This window comes from Halomarina halobia (assembly GCF_029338575.1).
Lineage (GTDB): Archaea > Halobacteriota > Halobacteria > Halobacteriales > Haloarculaceae > Halomarina > Halomarina halobia.
Genome location: NZ_CP119992.1, coordinates 1,632,644 through 1,653,245, shown reverse-complemented (window position 1 = coordinate 1,653,245; position 20,602 = coordinate 1,632,644). Strand labels below are relative to the sequence as shown.

The 20,602-nt window shown below is 69.7% G+C and carries 18 protein-coding genes; 12 read left to right on the top strand and 6 right to left on the bottom strand.

The features are described 5' to 3' along the window. Positions 1-287 precede the first annotated feature (287 nt). On the top strand, positions 288-1,016 hold the full coding sequence (locus P1K31_RS08730; RefSeq protein WP_276302945.1) for an acyl-CoA synthetase family protein: 729 nt from the start codon (positions 288-290) through the stop codon (positions 1,014-1,016). Positions 1,017-1,066: 50 nt separating this feature from the next. On the opposite strand, the gene P1K31_RS08725 is transcribed toward P1K31_RS08730, so the two are convergent. Together P1K31_RS08725 and P1K31_RS08720 are read right to left on the bottom strand one after the other, a co-directional pair. Beyond that, complete coding sequence (locus P1K31_RS08725) at positions 1,067-2,506, bottom strand: TIGR00366 family protein (RefSeq protein WP_276302944.1); 1,440 nt, start codon at positions 2,504-2,506, stop codon at positions 1,067-1,069. A gap of 119 nt (positions 2,507-2,625) precedes the next feature. After that, complete coding sequence (locus P1K31_RS08720) at positions 2,626-3,075, bottom strand: MaoC/PaaZ C-terminal domain-containing protein (protein ID WP_276302943.1); 450 nt, start codon at positions 3,073-3,075, stop codon at positions 2,626-2,628. A gap of 77 nt (positions 3,076-3,152) precedes the next feature. On the opposite strand from P1K31_RS08720, the gene P1K31_RS08715 reads away from it, so the two are divergent. The 4 genes from P1K31_RS08715 (at position 3,153) to P1K31_RS08700 (ending at position 8,484) form a co-directional block, all read left to right on the top strand. Continuing rightward, a complete protein-coding gene (locus P1K31_RS08715) occupies positions 3,153-4,712 on the top strand; it encodes an acyl-CoA synthetase (protein WP_276302942.1) in 1,560 nt (519 codons plus the stop codon). Between the two features lie 244 nt (positions 4,713-4,956). Next, complete coding sequence (locus tag P1K31_RS08710; RefSeq protein WP_276302941.1) at positions 4,957-5,112, top strand: hypothetical protein; 156 nt, start codon at positions 4,957-4,959, stop codon at positions 5,110-5,112. Further along, the gene (locus tag P1K31_RS08705; protein ID WP_276302940.1) at positions 5,109-6,713 is read left to right on the top strand and encodes an acetate--CoA ligase; all 1,605 of its coding nucleotides are present in this window, start codon (positions 5,109-5,111) and stop codon (positions 6,711-6,713) included. The genes P1K31_RS08710 and P1K31_RS08705 overlap by 4 nt, the downstream gene beginning before the upstream one ends. A gap of 241 nt (positions 6,714-6,954) precedes the next feature. Continuing rightward, a complete protein-coding gene (locus P1K31_RS08700) occupies positions 6,955-8,484 on the top strand; it encodes a class I adenylate-forming enzyme family protein (RefSeq protein ID WP_276302939.1) in 1,530 nt (509 codons plus the stop codon). On the opposite strand, the gene P1K31_RS08695 is transcribed toward P1K31_RS08700, so the two are convergent. Beyond that, the gene (locus P1K31_RS08695; RefSeq protein ID WP_276302938.1) at positions 8,481-9,449 is read right to left on the bottom strand and encodes an NADPH:quinone reductase; all 969 of its coding nucleotides are present in this window, start codon (positions 9,447-9,449) and stop codon (positions 8,481-8,483) included. The two genes, P1K31_RS08700 and P1K31_RS08695, sit on opposite strands and share 4 nt — an antisense overlap. A gap of 77 nt (positions 9,450-9,526) precedes the next feature. Here P1K31_RS08695 and P1K31_RS08690 point away from each other — a divergent pair, with 77 nt between their 5' ends. Next, positions 9,527-10,780, top strand: coding sequence for an MFS transporter (locus P1K31_RS08690; protein ID WP_276302937.1), 1,254 nt, complete (start codon positions 9,527-9,529; stop codon positions 10,778-10,780). Positions 10,781-10,862: 82 nt separating this feature from the next. Here the strand turns inward: P1K31_RS08690 and P1K31_RS08685 are convergent, their stop codons facing one another. Next, entirely contained in the window at positions 10,863-12,878 is a 2,016-nt protein-coding gene (locus P1K31_RS08685) for an AMP-binding protein (protein WP_276302936.1), read from the bottom strand. Positions 12,879-12,971: 93 nt separating this feature from the next. Between P1K31_RS08685 and P1K31_RS08680 the strand changes: the two genes are divergently transcribed. The 4 genes from P1K31_RS08680 to P1K31_RS08665 all read left to right on the top strand — a co-directional run bounded on the left by P1K31_RS08680 (position 12,972) and on the right by P1K31_RS08665 (position 16,410). Then, positions 12,972-13,592, top strand: coding sequence for a GNAT family N-acetyltransferase (locus P1K31_RS08680; RefSeq protein ID WP_276302935.1), 621 nt, complete (start codon positions 12,972-12,974; stop codon positions 13,590-13,592). Positions 13,593-13,703: 111 nt separating this feature from the next. Further along, positions 13,704-15,380, top strand: coding sequence for an acyl-CoA mutase large subunit family protein (locus P1K31_RS08675; RefSeq protein WP_276302934.1), 1,677 nt, complete (start codon positions 13,704-13,706; stop codon positions 15,378-15,380). Between the two features lie 47 nt (positions 15,381-15,427). Next, entirely contained in the window at positions 15,428-15,811 is a 384-nt protein-coding gene (mce, locus tag P1K31_RS08670; protein WP_276302933.1) for a methylmalonyl-CoA epimerase, read from the top strand. A gap of 380 nt (positions 15,812-16,191) precedes the next feature. Then, complete coding sequence (locus tag P1K31_RS08665) at positions 16,192-16,410, top strand: hypothetical protein (RefSeq protein ID WP_276302932.1); 219 nt, start codon at positions 16,192-16,194, stop codon at positions 16,408-16,410. A gap of 291 nt (positions 16,411-16,701) precedes the next feature. On the opposite strand, the gene P1K31_RS08660 is transcribed toward P1K31_RS08665, so the two are convergent. Next, on the bottom strand, positions 16,702-16,923 hold the full coding sequence (locus tag P1K31_RS08660) for a hypothetical protein (RefSeq protein WP_276302931.1): 222 nt from the start codon (positions 16,921-16,923) through the stop codon (positions 16,702-16,704). A gap of 30 nt (positions 16,924-16,953) precedes the next feature. Next, on the bottom strand, positions 16,954-17,616 hold the full coding sequence (locus P1K31_RS08655; protein WP_276302930.1) for an FAD-dependent oxidoreductase: 663 nt from the start codon (positions 17,614-17,616) through the stop codon (positions 16,954-16,956). Between the two features lie 107 nt (positions 17,617-17,723). Here P1K31_RS08655 and P1K31_RS08650 point away from each other — a divergent pair, with 107 nt between their 5' ends. Then, entirely contained in the window at positions 17,724-19,487 is a 1,764-nt protein-coding gene (locus P1K31_RS08650; RefSeq protein ID WP_276302929.1) for a 2-oxoacid:acceptor oxidoreductase subunit alpha, read from the top strand. Beyond that, entirely contained in the window at positions 19,484-20,350 is an 867-nt protein-coding gene (locus tag P1K31_RS08645) for a 2-oxoacid:ferredoxin oxidoreductase subunit beta (RefSeq protein ID WP_276302928.1), read from the top strand. The genes P1K31_RS08650 and P1K31_RS08645 overlap by 4 nt, the downstream gene beginning before the upstream one ends. The last annotated feature ends 252 nt before the right edge of the window (positions 20,351-20,602 follow it).

The following is a 20,602-nucleotide window of genomic DNA, read 5'->3' as shown; positions in this document are numbered from 1 at the left end:
GAACGTCGCCCGTTGCCGTGAATCGTAGGCCGCGCCTCCCGCCAGCGAGTGCCGGTATCGTCCGCGACGATACGCCTCCGGCGGCTGTCACGAACGCGGTCTGATCGGTGGAGACCGTCGACCGGTCGTGTCCGAGTAACGCGGGACCACGGTTCGAACTCCCGCGCCCAGCAGTGGGACGGCTTCGCCCCGTCGACGTCGTGTTGTCCCTCTCGCGACGGTCGCGACCACGCCCGGCGTCGGCACTGACTCGTGTCACCTTTGGCAGCCGTCGGCGAAGGCGGTGCATGGACGATCACCCGCGGGTCCTCGGCGACCTCCTCGCCCGCGAGCGTCGGAGCGACGCGCCGGCCCTCCTCGCGCCGGCGCTCGGCCGGGAGTACGACTACCACCGCCTCTGTACGAACGCGTGGAAGACGGGTAACTTCCTGCGCCTCCTCGGGGTCCGCGAGGGGACGACCGTCGCCGTCGGGGACGATCCGACGCCGGAGGCCGTCCTCGCCTTCCTCGGGGCGGGCCTGCTCGGCGCGGCGGTCCGCTTCGATCCGCCGCGGAACGTGGAGGACCGCGCGCTCGTCACGCCACTCGCGCGCGCCGAGGAGCACGACCCCGGGCCGTCGACGAAGCGCGTCGTCTACGGCGGTCCCCCTGAGGACCCAAGCGTCGCCTTCTTCGAGCGGGACATCTGGAGCGAGAACCCGACGAAACCGCCGGACGCGGTGTCGCCCGACGCGGCGCTCGTCCGCGCCGCGTCGGCGACGCACTCCCACCGCGAGGTACTCGCCGCCGCCCGTCGCGTCGCCGGTCGCCTGGCCCTCGCGAGCGACGACCGCGTGGCGGTTCGCGCCCCGCTGGCGGAACCGGGGACCGTCGTCGCGGGGCTCGTCGCGCCGCTCCTCGTCGGCGCGTCGCTGCTGTTTCCCGACGCGGAGGCGACGGGGACGGTGGCGGTCGCCGAGGGGCGGGTACCCGAGGGGAACGCGGTCGCGCCGGCGGACGCGTTCGAGTTCGAATAGTAGGACGGAGAGAACGGGAGCGCGGCGGAGGGGTGGCGCGACGGTCGGGGTCAGGCGTGCGGCAGGCCGAGGAAGACGGTCATCGTGATCGCCATCACGACGAACCCGGCGAGCATCGCCACCGTCGAGTAGCCGATGACGTCGCGGGCGCGGAGGTCGGCCAGCGCGAGCAGCGGGAGCGCCCAGAACGGCTGGATCATGTTCGTCAGCTGGTCGCCCATCATCTCGATGACGACGGCCGTGTACAGCGGCATGCCGAGTTGCTGGGTGGTCTCGAGCAGGATCGGCCCCTGCGCGACCCACTGCCCGCCGCCGGAGGGGACGAAGATGTTGACGATGCCGGCGCTGATGAGGCCGATCACGGGCCACGTTACCGGCGTCGCGATGCTCGCGAAGAAGCCCGCGATGGTCGCCGTCAGCGCCGTTCCCGTCAGCAGCCCCGCGATACCCGCGTAGAAGGGGAACTGGAAGATGATACCGGCGACGTTCTCCACGGAGTCTTCCATCTGATCGACGATGCGTCGGGGGGTCACCCACAGCACTATCGCGGAGAAGACGAAGAAGGCGTTGATGCTGTCGAGGGTGATACTGGCCAGACCGCTCCCGCTGATGAACCACGCGTCGACGACGAAGTACGCCGGGAAGGCCGCGATGACGAGGCCGAGCACCTTCGACCGGTTGAGTCGGTCGGCGAGCGTCGGACCGCGATCGACGTCGGTTTCGTCGCCGACTTCGGTCGGGTCAGCGACCTCGCCGCCGTCGCTCGCGACCCTCTCGCCGCGCATCTCCCGTGCGATTTCGTCCGGCAGTTCGACGATTTTCCCCGCCTCCTTCGGGTGAAGCGCACCCATTACGAGCGGGACGACGACGAGCAGGAGCGCCACCGTGACGATGTTGACGGTGCTCCCGATCGTCTCGGAGAGGGGGATCCCCTCGCGGGCGTACTCGGGGAACGTCTCCGGGATGAGCGCCGGGTCGGCCATGATGAGGCCGCTCGAGGTGGTGAGGCCGGAGTGCCAGATCATCAACGCGGTGTACCCGGCGGCGGCCAGTAGCGGGTAGTGGAGCTTCAGGCCCCGCTCCTTCCCCTGGAGCGCCACCTGCTTTGCGATCACCGCGCCGACGATGAGCCCGAGCCCCCACGAGATGAGCCCGGCGAACATCGCGACGAGCGAGACGAACGCCGTCGCGGTGAACGCGCTGTTCGGTATCCCCGCGATCCGTTCCAGGAACCGGGTGACCGTCGGCGACTTCGCGATAGCGTCTCCCATCATCAGCGTCACGGAGAACGCCGCCATGAAGCCGAGGAGCGTCCACACCCCGCCCGCCCACGCGTCCATCGCTTCCGTCGGCGACGCCCCGACGCCGAGCGCGCCGGCGAACGCGATTACCGTCAGTATGATCACGAGGACGTACGGGTTCGGCACGTATTTCAGCGAGAGATCCGCGGCTAATTCACCCAACCGACGTACCGGTTTTGTAATTCGCATGATATTCCGTCACGGAATAGTGACGGCGATACCTTGCAGGAAGGGGATTATAAATATTGGCAGATAATGTCACCCTCGTAAGGTGATGACGTAACACGTCGTCCGCACGACGACTGTCCTCACCCGTGACGCGAGCGGATGTACTCGAGCGTCTCGCAGACCAGTACCGTCCGGCCGTCCCGCGTGCGGACCTCGTCGCGGAAGGTGACGATCCCGCCGGGGTCCTTCTCGCGCTTGTCGACGACTTCGCGGTACACCCGGATCGTGTCCCCGACGAACGTCGGTGCCGGGATCCGCATCGAATCGAGCCCGTAGTAGCAGACGTTCGAGTCCTCGTGGCGGAAGTCGCTGGTGATGAGCCCCTCCATCATCGAGTAGGTGAGCGGCGCGTGGACCGGACGCTGGCCGAACTCCGTCTCGCTCGCGAACTCGACGTTCATCTGCAGTTCGTTCATGTCGCCCGTGGTACCGGCGTGGGTCACGAGGTGCGTCTCGGTGACCGTGCGGCCCCGCGTCTCGAACGTGTCCCCGACGGAGAGGTCGTCGTAGTAGTGCGCTGTACCCGACATCGCTCCGGGGTTTCGCCGGCGGGGGGATAAGTGGTCCGTCGGTGGAACTATGCCGACGTGGGGTGTGAACGTGTGGCATGAACCTCGGGCACGCGCTGGTCCGCGCCGCTCGCCACCACCCCGACGCCCTCGCGCTGGTCGGTCGGGGGACCGACGGTCTGACGTACGCCGCGCTCGCCGACCGCGTCGAACGGATCGCCGGCGGCCTCGCGCTGCGGGGGATCGGGCGCGGCGACCGCGTCGGGGTCCTCCTGCGGAATCACGCCGCGTTCGTCGAGATCACCTTCGCGCTCTACCGACTCGGCGCGGTGGTGGTCCCGTTCAACGCGATGCTCACGCCGGGCGAACACGACGAACTGTTCGAGGACGCCGACGTCGCCGCACTGATCGTCGGCGGCGGGTTCGCCGACCACTGCGCGGCGATGTCGGTCCGCCCCGACCGGTGCGTCGTCGTCGACGGACCGACCGACGGGTTCGCGGCCGGCGCGGAGCCGTACGGGGCGCTCCTCGACGCGTCGCCCGCGCCCGTGGCCGACGTCGACGGGGAGGACCTCTGTGCGCTCATGTACACGAGCGGGACGACCGGCCGCCCCAAGGGCGTCCGACACACCCACGGGACGTGGTTGGCGACCGCGCTCGGCCTCAAGGACGCCCTGTCGCTCGGCGCGGACGACGTGACGCTCCACGTGGCGCCGCTCACGCATGGGAGCGGGTTCGTCCTCCTCCCGACGGTACTCGCCGGCGGGACGAACGTCGTCCGCGACGGGTTCGATCCCGCGTCGTTCCTCGACGCGGTCGAACGCCGCGGCGTCACGAACGTCTTCCTCGCGCCGACGATGGTGTACAAGCTCCTCGACGAGTACGACGGGGGACGCGACACGAGTTCGCTCCGGGCGCTCTACTACGCCGGGTCGCCGATGAGCGCCGCCCGCCTCGCGGAGGGCGTGGAGACGTTCGGTCCCGTGTTCGTCCAGTCGTACGGTCAGATGGAGTGTCCGATGCTCATCACGCTGCTCGACGCCGCGACGCACGAGGCGTCCCTCGGCGAGCGCGAGGAACTCCTCCGGTCGGCCGGGCGGGAGGTCGACATCGCGCGGGTGCGGATCGTCGACGAGAACGACGACGAGGTGCCGCCGGGGACGCCCGGGGAGATCCTCGTGGAGGGGCCTCACGTAACGCCGGGGTACTGGAACCGACCGGAGGCCGACGACGAGGCGTTCCACGACGGGTGGCTCCGGACCGGCGACGTCGGACGACTGGACGAGGACGGGTACCTCTTCGTCCTCGATCGGAAGAAGGACATGATCATCACCGGCGGGATGAACGTCTACCCCCGCGAGGTCGAGGAGGTGATCGTCGGTCACGGGGCGGTCTCCAACGCTGCCGTCATCGGCGTCCCCGACGACTACTGGGGCGAACGGGTCACCGCCGTCGTCGAGCCGCGCCCCGACGGCGATCTCTCCCCGGAGGCGCTCGTCGAGGCCGTCGAACGGCGGTGCGGGGAGGAACTCGCGGCGTTCAAGCGACCGAAGCGGGTCGAGGTCGTCGACGAGCTCCCGCGCAGCCCCTACGGAAAGGTACAGAAGACGGCGCTGCGCGAGGAGTACTGGGCCGACCGCGATCGCAACGTGAACTGAGCGGGTAGCCGGCCCGGAAGACGAACCGCCTCGCGTCGCTCGCACGGGATCGACCGCCGCCGTCGAGACGACGACGGCGTGGCCCAGCGCCTCGCTCACCCTCCCCGGCGAGAACGACGCCGTGCGCGGCGGACTCGGCTACCTCTTCGCCGGGCCGGACGCCCGCGAGGGGGCGAGCGCCTTCCCGGAGGGACGGACCCGACTTCCCCGACCGAATTAAGTCGTCGGTCACCGATCACGGTCCATGGCAACACGAATCAGGAGCGACGATCTAGGGAGCCTCCGCGACGACCGGACCGTGGACGCGCGCGGCGAGCGGGTCGACGACGTGACCGAGCACCCGGCGACGCGGGTCTCTGCCGCCGCCGATATCGGGCCCGACTGCGAGGACCGGCCGTGACGGGAGGTGGAGCCCCCTCGACCGAGTTCGACTGGGACGACGTGTTGGCGGGGTTCGACTGGGACGCGCCGGACGAACTCAACCTCGCCCACGAGACCGTCACCCGTCACGTCGGACGCGGGCCGGCGCTCCACTGGATGGGGGAGGACGGACGCGTCGAGACGTTCACCTACCGGGACCTCGAGGAGCGGAGCGCGCGGGTGGCGAACGCGCTCGCCGACCTCGGCGTCGAGCGCGGCGATCCCGTCGCGACGCTCGTTCCCCGTATTCCCGAACTCTACCCGACGTTCCTCGGCATCTGGCGGCTCGGAGCGGTGTACGTCCCGCTGTTCACCGCGTTCGGTCCGCGGGCCATCGAGACGCGCGTCGGCGACGCGGGCGTGCGAACGGTGGTGACGACCCCGGAGTACCGCGACCGCATCGCCGCCGTCGAGCCGTCGGTCGGCGTCGAGCGCGTGCTCGTCATCGGCGAGGACGTGGACGGGGACGACGTCGACTTCCGGGCGATCGTCGACGATCAACCGACCGATCACGAGACCGCACGGACGGGCGCTGACGACCTCTGTACGCTCGAGTACACGAGCGGGACGACCGGCCCGCCGAAGGGCTGCCGGCTCACCCACCGCGTCCTGGCCGCCCTCGTCCCGTACCTCGAGTACTCGCTCGACCTCGGCGACGAGGTGATCTGGGGGGCGGCCGACCCCGGCTGGATGTACGGCCTGCTCACCGCCGGCGTCGCGCCGGTGAGCGCCGGCGTCCCGAACGTCATCTACGAGGGGGAGTTCGACCCCGAGCGGTGGTACGCGGTGCTCGAACGGTTCGAGGTCACGACGCTCGCGACCAGCCCCACCGCCTACCGGGGGCTGATGGCCGCGGGCGACCGATACGAGTCGTTCGACCTCGCGTTGCGGAAGGGAGCGAGCGCGGGCGAGCCGCTCAACCCCGAGGCGATCCGCTGGTTCGACGAGGCGCTCGGCGTGACGGTCCACGACCACTACGGCGTGACCGAGTGCGGGATGGTCGCCGGCAACCACCACGCCTGGGAGATGCCGGTCAAGCCGGGGAGCATGGGCCTGCCGCTCCCGGGCTTCGACGTGCGCGTGTTCACCGACGGGACGGAGGCCGACGACGAGGAGGTCGGCGAACTGGTCGTCCGGCGCGGACCGGGGACGTACTTCGACGGCTACTGGGGACGCGACGACGCGAACCCCTGGATCACCGCCGAGGGGGCGGAGTGGTTCGCGACCGGGGACGCCGCGTACCGCGACGCGGACGGCTACCTCTGGTTCGTCGGGCGGGCGGACGACGTCATCATCTCCTCGGGCTACCGCATCGGCCCGTTCGAGGTGGAGAGCACGCTCGTGGAGCACCCGGACGTCGCGGAGGCCGCCGTCGTCGGCGTCCCCGACGAGCGGCGCGGCGAGGTCGTCAAGGCCGTCCTCGTCCCGCGGGCGGGGGCGAGGATCGACGCCGACGAACTCCGCGCGTTCGTCAGGGATCGACTGGCGCGACACGCCCATCCGCGGGTGTTCGAGGTCGTGGACGAGCTACCGAAGACGGCGAGCGGGAAGATCCGCCGCCGGGAACTCAGGGGGGACTGATACGGACTGTCGCGAGTCGGTTCCGGCTGTCGCCGCCTCCGCGGCGGCGACTACCGGTAACCAGCCACGACAGTCCGTCCGAGACGACCGGCGTCCCGAACGCGAGCGGCGATCCCCCGACGCCCGGGCGAATGGCGTCCCCGTACGTGCACGCCGGCTGCCACGTTCGACCCCGCCCTCCCGCCGGGTTCGTGGTGGATGGTATCAAGATACAAATACGGCCTCTCCGTACCGTCCGCCGATGCGCATCGAGGACCTACTCGAACGGCGGGTCGGGAAGACGCCCGACAAGCCGTTCCTGAACGTGTCGGGGGAGCGGTACACCTACGCCGAGGCGGCGGCCGAGTCGAAGCGGTACGCGTCGGCCCTGGACGCGCTCGGCGTCGGTCCCGGCGACCGCGTCGGCCTCTACCTGCCGAACTGCGCGCCGTTCCTGTTCGCGATGTTCGCGACCGCCTATCTCGACAGCGTGACCGCGCCGGCGAACCCCGAGTACCGGAGCGAGGAGTTGCGCCACTCGCTCACGCTCTCGTCGCCGACGGTGCTCGTCACGACGCCCGACCTCCTCGAGACGGCGGAGGAGGCGGCCGAGGGAACGGCCGTGGAGCGCGTCCTCACGACCGAACCGGTAGCCGGCTACGACTGCCTGCCCGACCTGGCCGCCCGCGCCTCGGCGTCGGTCGCCCCCGCGGGCGACGACGACACCGCCGTCGGCCTCCACATGTACACGAGCGGGACGACCGGCCCGCCGAAGGCGGTCGAGTGCGAGCACCGGAACTGGACGATCAGCGCCGTGGACTTCCAGAAGCGGATGGGGTTCACGCACGACGACGTCCTGTTCACGGCGCTGCCGCTGTTCCACGCGAACGCGCAGATCTACTCGACGCTCGGGGCGTGCGCCGCCGGGGCCGAGGTCGTCATCGAGGAGCGGTTCTCCTCCTCGAGGTGGTGGGACTGGTGTCGCGAGTACGGCGTCACCGAGTTCAACGCCATGGGGAGCATGCTGAAGATGCTCGACAACGTCGACGAGCGCGAGACCGACGCCGACACCCCCGTCGAACTCGTCTTCTCCGCCGGGACGCCGCCCGAACTGATCGAACCGTTCGAGGAGCGCTTCGGCGTCCGCGTCGTCGAGGGCTACTCGCTCACGGAGGACCCGCTGCTCGTCCTCAACCCGACGTCGCCCGAGAAGCGCCGCATCGGGAGCATCGGGCTCCCGCCCGCCGAGAAGGACGTTCGGATCGTCGACGACGACGGCGAGGAGGTCCCCCGGGGCGAGCGAGGCGAGATACTCATGGACTGCCCGGCGCTGATGGCGGGCTACCACGACCAGCCGGAGGAGACGGCCGAGGCCGTCGAGGACGGCTGGTTCCACACCGGCGACTACGGGAAGGTAGACGAGGACGGCTTCGTCTACTTCCTCGACCGCAAGAAGGACATCGTCCGGCGCGGCGGCGAGAACATCTCCTCCTACGAGGTCGAGGGCGTCATCAAGGCCCTCGATGCGGTCGAGGAGGTCGCCGTGATCCCGTCACCCGACGAGTTCTACGACGAGGTCGTCAAGGCGATGGTGAAGGTGAAGGCGGGTCGCTCGCTCGCTCCCGAGGACGTCGTCCGGCAGTGCGAGGGGCGCATCGCCCCCTACAAGGTACCGCGCTACGTCGAGTTCGTCGACGACTTCCCCTACACGCCGACCGGGAAGATCCAGAAGCAGAAGCTACGCACCCGGGAGCGGGAGGAGACGCCCGACCACTGGGACCGCGAGGCCTAGGGCGTGAGCACGACCTTCCCGAGGAAGCTCTCCTCCTCGACCGCGCGGTGGGCGACCGCCGCCTCCGAGAGGGGGTAGGTGCGCGCGACGCGGATCGTGAGGTCGCCCGCCGCGAGGAGTCGCGCCAGGCGTTCGAGCGGTTCGCGGAGGGACGGCGCGTTGAACATGCTCATCACGGTGAACGTCAGTTCCTTCCCGCCGACGGAGGGGACGTCGGTGAACCCGGCTTCGAGGTGCCTGTTTCTGAGGAAGACGACGCGGCCGTACCGCGCGACCACGTCGGCGTCGAACTGCATGTACTCGTGGAGCATGTGATCGAGGATCGCGTCCGGCCCGCCGTCGGTCGCCTCGACGACCGCCGCCGCGAGGTCGTCCCGTCGGTAGTCGAGCACGGCGTCCGCGCCGAGCGCGCGCAGGTCGTCGTGGTAGCGCTCCGAGGCCGTCGTGACGACGTGCGCGCCGGTCGCGGCGGCGATCTGAACCGCCGCGTGCCCGACGCCGCCGCTTCCGCCGTGGATCAGACACGTCTCGCCGGGTTCGAGGCCGGCGTGGTCGATCAGCGCGCGCCACGCGGTCACCGCCGCGACGCCGAGTCCGCCCGCCGCGTCGAACGGGACGCCGTCCGGCAGGCGCGCGACCCGATCGGTCGGCGCGACGGTGTACTCGGCGTAGCCGCCCGCGCGCCCCGCGTCGAGGCCGGTCCCGAAGACGCGGTCGCCGACGGCGAAGTCCTCGACGCTCTCGCCCACGGCGTCCACCACGCCCGCGAAGTCGAGCCCCAGCACCGCGGGGAAGGAGGGGACGCGATAGGACTCGTCGGTCGCGCGCATGTACGTGTCCACCGGGTTGACGCCCGCCGCCCGCACCTCGACGCGGACCTCGTCGTCCCGCGGCGTCGGTCGGTCGGCGTCGGCGACCCGCAACACGTCGGGCCCGCCCTCTCTGTCGATGCTAACGACGCGCATGAGCGTACCTGGGGGAAGGGGACGATAAACCTTGACCGGCTCGTGCATTTATGGGAGCCGCCGTGCTGTCGTCAGTCGTGCGTTCCCGCATCGCGTCCCGCGTCTACTACGGGTGGGTCGTCGCCGCGTGCTGCTTCGTCGTCACGGGCGTGCTGTTCGGGATGACCTACTCCTTCAGCGTCTTCTACGACTCGCTGCTCGCCGCGTTCGACGCCTCGCCCGCCCGCGTCTCGCTCGTCTTCGGGATCCAGACGTTCGTCATCTACGTCGGCGCGGCGCTGCTCGGCGCGGCGCTCGACCGGTTCGGTCCCCGTCGGATGCTGCTCGCGGGCACCGTCCTCCTCGGCGGCGGCCTGTACGGCACCGGCGCGAGCGACTCGTACGCCGCGCTCGTGTTCACTTACGGCCTCGTCACCGGCCTCGGGATGGGCTGTCTCTACCTGGTGGCGTACGCCGTCGTCCCCCACTGGTTCTACCGGCGGCGTGGCGCGGCGACCGGCTTCGCGAGCGCCGGCCTCGGCGTCGGCATGCTCGTCATCGCGCCCGCGTCCGCCGAACTCATCGCCCGCTACGGCTGGCGCGGTACGTTTCGCACCCTCGGGGTGGCCCTCGCCGCCGTCCTGCTCGTCGCCGCCGCGCTGCTCGCCGACGCGCCGCACCACGTGGGCGCGGACCCCTCGGGGGAGTTTCCCGAGGATCGCTCCCCCGGCGACGGTCGTCCCGCCTCCGACGGCGGCGCGGCCGCGACGTCCGCCGAGCGCGCGTGGGCGACGGTCCGCTCTCCCCCCTTCCTCCTCGTCGTCCTCGGGTGGACGCTCATCTACGCGCCGCTGTACGTCCTCGTCAACCACGTCGTCCCCTTCGCCGCGACCGTCGGGGCGGAGTGGGCGGGCGTCCTCGCCATCAGCCTCGTCGGCCTGACGACCAGCGGCGCGCGCCTCGGCATCGGCGTCGTCTCCGACCGCCTCGGTCGGATCCGCATCTTCGTGACCTGCTCCGCGCTGATGGGCGTCGCCCTGCTCGCCCTGCCGTTCGCCCGCGCGCCACTCGCGCTGCTCGCGGTCGCCGTCCTCTTCGGCCTCGGCTACGGCGGCAACGGCGCGCTGCTCTCGCCGCTCGTGGCGGACCTGTTCGGGGCCGACCGCCTCGGCACGCTCTACGGGCTCGCCTCCGTCGCCTTCGCCGTCTCGGGGCTGCTCGCCTCGCCGCTCGCGAGCCTCGGCTACGGAACCCTCGGGACGTACCTCCCCGTCTTCCTCGTCACCGGGGTCGTCGGGATCGTCGGCGCGGCGTGCATCGAGGGCGCGGGGCGGCTCAGGGGAGTGACCTGATCGCCCCCGACGCGCCGACCACCCTCGAACGCCGCCAGCGCGGCCGCGACCGTCTCGGCGGGCGACGGGTCGCCCGCCGCCCCTACCGCGCCCGCTCGACCTCCTCGAGCGCGTCGGGGTTCTCGATGGAGGACATGTCGCCGAGGTCCTCGCCGGTGTAGGTCGCCTGGATGGCCCGGCGGATGATCTTGCCGGACTGGGTCTTGGGGAACTCGTCGACGAACAGCACCTCGCGCGGCCGGAACGGCTTGCCCAGCTCATCGCCGACCTGCTCGCGCAGCTCCGCGCGCAGGTCGTCCGACTCCTCGACGCCCTCCTCCAGGATGACGTAGGCGACGACCGCGGTGCCGGTCGTGTCGTCCGGCGCGCCCACGGCGGCGGCCTGGTTGACTGCGGGGTGGTCGATGAGCGCGCCCTCGACCTCGGCGGGGCCGACCTTGCGGCCGGCGACGTTGAGCGCGTCGTCGGCGCGGCCGTGGAGGAACCAGAAGCCGTCTGCGTCCTGCTGGGCCCAGTCGCCGTGGTCCCACAGCGGCGGGTCCTCGAAGGTCGACCAGTAGGTCTCCAGGTAGCGCTCGTCGCCGTCCCAGAGGCTCTTGGTCATGCTCGGACAGGAGTCGCGCGCGACGAGAAAGCCCCGCTCGTGGTCGTCGGCGACGGACTCGCCCGCGGCGTTCACGATGTCAACGTCCATGCCGAGGCCGGGCTTGCCGAGCGTGCAGGGCTTGAGCGGCATGCCGGGCAGCGGCATGAGGAAGCAGCCGCAGATCTCGGTCCCTCCGGAGATGTTGATGATCGGGACCTCGCCCCGCCCGACGGTCTCGTAGAACCACAGCCACGACTCGGGGTCCCACGGCTCGCCGGTGGAGCCGAGCAGGCGCAGCGAGGAGAGGTCGTGGCCCTCGACCCAGTCGTCGCCCCGCTTGCGCAGCGCGCGGATGGCGGTGGGCGAGATGCCGAACGTCGAGAGCTCGTGGCGGTCGATCATCTCCCAGAAGCGATCCGGCTCGGGGTAGTCCGGCGCACCTTCGTAGATGAAGACGGTGCCGCCGAAGGCGTGGTTGCCGATCAGCGTCCACGGCCCCATCATCCAACCGATGTCCGACACCCAGAAGAAGCGGTCCGCGTCCCTGTGATCGAACCCGAAGTGGATCTCCTTGGCCGTCTGCAGCAGGATCCCCGCGTGGGTGTGGACGATGCCCTTCGGCTTTCCGGTCGTTCCCGACGAGTAGAGCAGCATCGACTCCTGGCTCGCGTCCAGTTCCTTCGTCTCGTACTCGTCGGACTGCGTCTCGACGGCCTCCTCCCACCGTTCGTCGCGTTCGTCGTTCCACGGCACGTCCGCGCCGAGGCGCTCGAAGACGATCGTGTGCTCGACGTGGCCCGCCTCCTCGATCGCCTCGTCGGCGGCACCCTTGAGGAGCACCTCCTTGCCGCGGCGGTAGAAGCCGTCGCCGGTGAAGAGGACGGAGCACTCGGAGTCGGCGATGCGCGTCGCGGTCGCGTCCACGCCGAAGCCCGAGAAGATGGGGACGGCGATCGCGCCGACCTTGAAACAGCCGTAGAGGATCGAGACGACCTCCGGCACCATCGGCATGTACAGCCCGACGGTGTCGCCCGTCCCGACGCCGCGTTCCTCGAGCGCGTTGGCCACCTGGTTCGACTGACGGCGGAGTTCGTGGTAGGTGACCTCCCGAACACCGTCGGACGAGTCCGACGAGCCTCCGCTCGCTCCGCTCGCGGAGACCCCTCCGTCCTCGCCCTCCCAGATGACGGCGACCTTGTTCCGGCGCTCGTCGTCGACGGCCGCGTGCCGGTCGACCGTGTTGTGCGCGACGTTGAGCGACCCGCCGACGTACCACCGGGAGAACTGCGGGCCGTCCGAGTCGTCCCGGACGGCGTCGTAGTCCTCGTAGAACTCGATCCCGAGGTACTCCGGCAGGACGTCCCAGAACCACTCGACGTCGCGGCTCCGCTCGATCAACTCGTCGTAGGTGTCGATGCCGAACTCCCGCATGAACGCGGCGACGTTCGTCGACTCGACCGTCTCCTCGGACGGTTCGTAGACGATCTCGTCCAGATCGGGTAGCGAACGCATGGCGGTGTGTCTCGCCGCCGGGAGCAAGTAGGTTTCTGCGTTCGGACGCGCCGTCGGTAAACCCTTTTGCCACCTCGCGAGCAACTAGCACGCATGTACGTCCGGGACGCGAAAAACCGAGAGGAGGTCTGGCTGCTCGACCACATCGAGGCGATGGGCCTCGACGAGCGCGCGTTCCGGTCCCGGGACTACGTCGTCGCCATCGACGAGGAGTCGAACGCGAAGACGGGGTTCGGACGTATCCGGGTTCACACGGACGAGGAGGAGGACCGGCCGCGCAGCGCGAGCGGCCGGCGCTCACGGGTGGGCGACTACTGCGAGATAACGAGCATCGGCGTCCTCGACGGCTGGCGCGGGCAGGGCGTCGGAGCGCACGTCGTCGAGCGCCTCGTCTCCACCGCGGAGGACCGCGGCTTCGAGGAGGTGTACGTGTTCACCGACCAGCCGAACTACTTCACGCAGTTCGGCTTCCGCGCGGTCGAGGCCGACTCGCTCCCCGCGGTGCTGCGAGAGCACTTCGAGGAGAAGCGCGAGGCGGCCGACGAGCAGGTGGTCGCGCTCACGATCGACACCGACCGGTTCCGGATGCCCGAGGTGCTCCGCGAGCGGTTCAAGGTCGCGGCCGAGGAGCGCGAGGAGGTCCCCCGCGAGGAGGCGGAGGATTTCGGCATCGACCCCGAGACCGCGACCTACAAGTACGACACCGGCCGGTGATCGGAGGGCGTCGCCTCGACCGTCTCCCCCCGTCGACCCACGCCTCGGAGCGGGACGTGGTGCGGTCACATCCCGCCAAGGATTAAGCCCGCCGGCCGCCACGTTCGATCTATGTTCGACGAAGACGACCTTCAGCGGATACGCTCGAGCCGCGAGGAGTGGGAGGAGGAGCGCCTCCGGCCCACGCTCGACCGGTTCGGCGAGCGCCGGGAGACGTTCACCACCGACACCGACGGCCGCGAGGTGGCCCCCCTCTACACGCCCGAGGACGTCGCCGAGCAGGACTACCTGGAGGACGTCGGCTTCCCGGGCGAGGAACCGTACACGCGGGGAGTGTACCCGACGATGTACCGCGGGCGGCTGTGGACGATGCGCCAGTACGCGGGCTTCGGTACCGCCGAGGAGACCAACGAGCGCTTCCACTACCTGCTCGATCAGGGACAGACCGGCCTCTCGATGGCGTTCGACCTCCCGACGCAGATGGGCTACGACTCGGACGACACCATGGCCGCGGGCGAGGTGGGGAAGTCCGGCGTCGCGATCGACTCGCTCCACGACATGGAGACGGTCTTCGACGGCATCCCGCTCGACGAGGTCTCGACGAGCATGACCATCAACGCGCCCGCCTCCGTGCTGCTCGCCATGTACATCGCCGTCGGCGACCGCCAGGGCGTCCCCCGGGAGGAGCTGCGCGGCACCATCCAGAACGACGTGCTGAAGGAGTACATCGCCCGCAACACCTACATCTATCCCCCGGAGCCGTCGATGCGCATCATCACGGACATCTTCGAGTTCTGCGCGGCGGAGGTGCCGAGCTTCAACACCATCTCCATCTCGGGCTACCACATCCGCGAGGCGGGGTCCTCCGCGGCCCAGGAGGTGGCGTTCACCCTCGCCGACGGCATCGAGTACGTCGAGGCGGCCGTGGACGCGGGCCTCGACGTGGACGAGTTCGCCCCCCAGCTCTCCTTCTTCTTCGCCTCCTACAACAACATCCTGGAGGAGGTCGCGAAGTTCCGCGCCGCCCGGCGGATGTGGGCGACGATCATGGAGGAGCGCTTCGGCGCGGAGGACCCGAAGTCGAAGCAGCTCAAGTTCCACACCCAGACCGCGGGCTCCACCCTCACCGCCCAGCAGATCGAGAACAACGTCGTCCGGGTCGCCTACCAGGCGCTCGCGGCGGTCCTCGGCGGGACGCAGTCGCTGCACACGAACGGGAAGGACGAGGCGCTCTCGCTGCCCACCGAGAAGTCCGTCCGGACGGCCCTCCGGACCCAGCAGATCCTCGCCCACGAGTCGGGCGCGGCCGACACCATCGACCCGCTCGCCGGGAGCTACTACGTCGAGACGCTGACCGACCAGCTCGAGGCGGAGGCGTTCGACGTCATCGCGGAGGTCGACGAGCGCGGCGGGATGCTCCGCGCCATCGAGGAGCAGTGGGTCCAGCGCCAGATCCAGGACGTCGCCTTCGACCGCCAGCGCGAGATCGACGAGGGAGAGCGGATCATCGTCGGCGTCAACGCCTTCGAGGCCGACGAGGAACCCGAGGAGGACATCGAGGAGGTCGACGAGGAGGACGAGCGCCGCCAGCGCGAGCGCCTCGCGTCCGTCCGCGAGCGCCGCGACGAGGAGGAGGTGGCGGCGACCCTCGACGCGCTCCGGAACGCCGCCGCCGGCGACGAGAACGTCATGCCCCGCATCATCGACGCGGTGAAGGCCTACGCGACGACCGGCGAGATCTGCGACGCCATGCGCGACGTGTTCGGGGAGTACAACCCCGGGCTCTGATCCCGGGCCGCGTCGGTTTTATCCTCTCGCCGCCCGCAGGTCGATCCATGCACTTCGATCACGCCGGCATCGCCACCGGCGACGCCGACGCGCTCGCGTCGCTGTACTGCGAGCTGTTCAGCACGCGCATCGCCCACGAGGAGCGGTTCGACGGCCTCCGCGTGCTCTTTCTCGACCTCGGCGGGGGCTACTTCGAACTCCTCGAACCCGTCGAAGAGGGGACGATCAGCCGCTACCTCGACCGGAACGGGCCGGGCATCCACCACCTCGCGGTCGCCACGGAGGACATCGAGGCGACGCTGGCGCGCGCGAAGACGATGGGCGTCGACCTCATCGACGAGGAGCCCCGGCCCGGCGCGTGGGGCCACGACGTGGCCTTCCTCCACCCGAAGTCGACCGGCGGGATCCTGGTCGAGTTCGTGCAACACTGAGCCCTCGGAACTGCGCGTGCCGCTGGCACGCGCAGCCGACAGCGCTACGCGCTGTCGGGCGACTAGCGTCGGTTCCTCGCCCTTAGTTATCCCGTCGCGCGGACGTGCGGGCAATTACGGAAGTGCCGCTCGCTCGCCACCGGAGGTGGCTCGCTCGCGGTCGGCGCGCTGGCGTTCGCCTGCCCTCTCAATCCGTGAATGCGCGCGAAAGATACAAACTCCCGGGCTCCCTGCCAACGTGTGCCAACACGCCTCAAAACCTTGTTCACCGATGATTCTACCAGCCCCACGGCCCGCCGGAGCGGCCGACAGGCGATACGAACCGACCCCGACGGCCGTCCGTCCGACGATACGCCGGACGCTCGCGGCCTTACGGTGATATGAGTCCCGACGACGCCTCGAGCGGGAACGGCGAGGGCTTCCCGCTCGACCGCGCCGACGAGCAGCGCCTCGTCGGTGAGAACCGACGGTTCGTCCGGGGGCAGCTCCACCTCCCCGAGTACACGACCGGCTGTTACCACGAGCGACTCGACGACTGCTGCTGGCTGTGCTTCTTTCGCATCACGTCCAGCACCCTCGTGCGTGCGCTCCGCCGATAGCCTCCGCTCTCGACGGACGATGCCCGCTCCGAACGACGGTACCCTCCGGACGCGAGCGCGTCGCGCCGGTCGCGCGGCGACGGAGCGACCGCTCCGCGCGAAAGTGCACGCCCCGGGACACCTCGTTTCGGTGCGGGTTGTCTTGTTCGCGGCGGACCCCACCCGCCACAGCGCCCGCGGGCCGCCGGGACGTTCGACGTAATATACCAAACCCATAAACAATGAACTATATTGGTGGTTTCTTGATATTTTCGGCGGGCTGGGACGCGCGCTGACGGCGGGAGGAACCACCTACGGATCGAGGGCAAAGCCGTCGTCAGCCGCTCGCCCGGTCGAACGCTGCCCGCGTCGCCTCGCCTCGAGGCTCCGCCACGTGACGGCCAGCGTTCCCAGCCTGTCCGCCTCCGAGACGGCGGCGGCCAGCGCCGGGCAACTGGCGCTGCCGATCGGGACCTGGCCGAGGGGGTGGTCGGTATCGAGCGTCCGGCAGAGCGCGGTGTCGAACGGTGGCATGCACCCCCTTCGCCGACCGCCGCGAAAGAACTACTCCGTCCCCGGGGCGGGGCCGAAGCTCTCGACCTTGGCGGCCGCGGCGTCGCCGCCCGCGCCGACGATCGCCTCGGTCGCCGCCTCGACGAACGGCGCGAACCCGTAGACGAACGTCCGGTGGTCACCCTCGATCGCGTCGAGCGCCTCCGCGAGCGCGGCGTCGAGCCCCTCGTCCGCGGAAAGGACGTACACCCGCGCGCCGCCCTTCGCGAGTTCGGCGAGTCTCCCCTCGTGGATCGGGTCGTCGTCGCGGTAGACGACGGTCGCCCGCCCGCCGTCGCCGAGCGTGCGCTCGGCGATGCCGACGGCGGGGCCGATCCCCGGCCCGCCGGCCAGCACGACCGTCTCTGCCTCGCCCTCGTAGTGGGCGTCGCCGAACGGCCCGGCGAGGAGCAGCGAGTCGCCCGGCTCGAGGGTCGTGACGTGGGTTCCGAACGCGCCGTCGGGGTCGACGGTGAGCGTCACCTCGAACGTGTCGGCCACGTCCGGCGAGGAGATGGTGTAGAAGCGGGAGACGGTCTCGCCGTCTATCTCCGCACTGAGCCTGACGAACTGACCGGGGCGCGCGTCGAAGCCGGCGGGCGTCTCGAAGTCGATGGCGACGGCGTTCGGTCCCACGTCGCGGACGGCGGCGACGGAGACGGCTGTCGGGTCCATACGTACTGTGCGTTCGTCCGATTCGAAGGGAGTTTCGGTCGTGTCGGCTGGACACCTATACGCTATTCAGAAGTCTTTTGCAGCGTGGCGAGGTAGCGACGACTAGTATGCCCGACGACCTCAACTGGGCCATCGGCGGCGAAGCCGGCGATGGTATCGACTCCACTGGGAAGATTTTCGCCCAGGCGCTCTCGCGAGCGGGTCGACACGTCTTCACCTCGAAGGACTTCGCCTCGCGCATCCGCGGCGGGTACACAGCCTACAAGGTCCGGACGTCCGTCGATCGCGTCGAGAGCGTCGTCGACCGCCTCGACATCCTCATCGCGCTGACCCAGCGAACCGTCGACGAGAACCTGGACGAGCTCCACGAGGGGTCGGTCATCATCTACGACGGCGAGCGGACGACGATGCAGGACCTCGAGATCCCGGCGGGGATGATCGGCCTCGACGTGCCGCTCAAGAGCCTGGCCGAGGACGCGGGCGGCGCGATCATGCGCAACGTCGTCGCGCTCGGCGCGGCCTGCGCGGTCAGCGACTTCCCGATCGAGAACCTCGACGAGTCGCTCCAGAAGCGCTTCGGGGGCAAGGGCGAGTCCATCGTCGAGAACAACAAGGAGGCCGCCCGCCTCGGGCAGGACTACGTCCACGAGAACTACGACCACGAGTTCGACTACGAACTGGAGACGACGGACGCGGACTACGTCCTGCTCAACGGCGACGAGGCCATCGGCATGGGCGCGATCGCCGCCGGCTGTCGGTTCTACTCGGGCTACCCGATCACGCCCGCGACGAACGTCATGGAGTACCTGACGGGGCGCATCGAGCGCTACGGCGGGGCCGTGATCCAGGCGGAGGACGAACTCTCGGCGATCAACATGGCGCTCGGCGCGGCGCGCGCTGGCGCGCGCGCGATGACGGCCACCTCCGGTCCCGGCATCGACCTGATGACCGAGACGTTCGGGCTCGTCGCGACCACGGAGACGCCGCTCGTCATCTGCGACGTGATGCGGTCCGGTCCCTCGACCGGGATGCCGACGAAGCAGGAACAGGGCGACCTGAACATGCTCCTCTACGGCGGTCACGGCGAAGTGCCGCGGTTCGTCCTCGCCCCCACGACGGTGAGCGAGTGCTTCCACAAGACCGTCGAGGCGTTCAACCTCGCGGAGCAGTACCAGACGCCGGTCTTCCTCGCCTCCGACCTCGCGCTCGCGGTCACCGAGCAGACGTTCCCGCCCGAGGAGTTCGACATGGACGCGGTCGAGATCGACCGCGGTAACGTCGTGGCCCCCGACGCCATCGACGAGTGGGTCAACGAGAAGGGTCAGTTCCAGCCCCACCTCGAGACCGAGGACGGCGTCAGCCCGCGCGCGTTCCCCGGCACCGCCGGCGGCGCGCACATGACGACCGGCCTCGAACACGACGCGCTGGGCCGCCGCACGGAGGACACGGACGTGCGCGTCGACCAGGTCGACAAGCGAAACCGCAAGGTGGAGACGGCCATCGAGGCGGAGGACTGGTCGCCCCGCGAGTTCGGGGACGCCGACTCCGACACGCTGATCGTCTCGTGGGGGTCGAACGAGGGCGCGATGCGCGAGGCGATGGGCTTCCTCGAGGAGGACGGCGTCTCGGTCCGCTTCGTCTCGGTGCCGTACCTCTTCCCGCGGCCCGATCTCACCGATGCGATCGAGGCCGCAGAGGAGGTCATCGTCGTCGAGTGCAACGCGACCGGGCAGTTCGCGGACCTCATCGAACACGACGCCCTTACCCGCGTCAAGCGCATCAACAAGTACAACGGCGTCCGCTTCAAGGCGGACGAACTCGCGGAAGACGTCAAGCGCGCGCTCGCGGAGAGCGCGGAGGTGACCGCATGAGTTCCCAAGTTCGATTCACCGACTTCAAGTCCGACAAGCAACCAACCTGGTGTCCCGGCTGCGGCGACTTCGGGACGATGAACGGCATGATGAAGGCCCTCGCCAACACGGGCAACGACCCCGACAACACGTTCATCGTCGCCGGGATCGGCTGCTCGGGCAAGATCGGGACGTACATGCACAGCTACGCGCTGCACGGCGTCCACGGTCGCGCCCTGCCCGTCGGCATCGGCGTCAAGGCGGCCAATCCCGACCTGGAAGTGATGGTCGCCGGCGGCGACGGCGACGGCTACTCGATCGGTGCCGGCCACTTCATCCACGCCGTGCGCCGGAACATGGACATGACCTACGTCGTCATGGACAACCGCATCTACGGGCTGACGAAGGGGCAGTTCTCGCCCACCTCGCGCGAGGACTTCGAGACCTCGACCTCGCCGGACGGTACCCACCAGGCGCCGGTCAACCCGCTCGCGCTGGCGCTCGCCGCCGGCGGGACGTTCATCGCCCAGTCGTTCTCCTCGGACGCGCAGCGACACGCCCAGATCGTCCAGGAGGCCATCGAACACCCCGGATTCGGCTTCGTCAACGTCTACTCGCCGTGCGTCACGTTCAACGACGTGGACACCTACGACTACTTCCGCGACTCGCTGGTCGACCTCGCGGACGACGAGGACTACGACTCGACCGACTACGACCAGGCCAAGGAGGTCATCCTCGACTCCGACAAGGAGTACCAGGGCGTCATCTACCGCGACGAGGACTCGGTGCCCTACAACGAGAGCATGGGCCTGACCGAGAACATGTCCGAGATCCCCGAGGGCGCGCCCGAGGACGCGATGGACCTGGTGCGGGAGTTCTACTGACCCACCACGTTTTACGCCTCGGGTTTCCTCGCTCGGTCTTCGACCTCGCTGGGGAACCGCTCGGCGCAAAAACCTGGACTAAAAACCGCCGAGTTCGAGCGCGACGCGCTCGAACTCGGTGAACCGCGCTCGTTACACTCGCGCGGTCGGTAGCTGTATCCGCTCTGGCCTGTCGTTCTCGATTCGGTAGTGACGACCGTGCTGGCGATAGTGTTCGACGTTCCGGGGAGCGAGCGTATCGTCGCAGCAGTC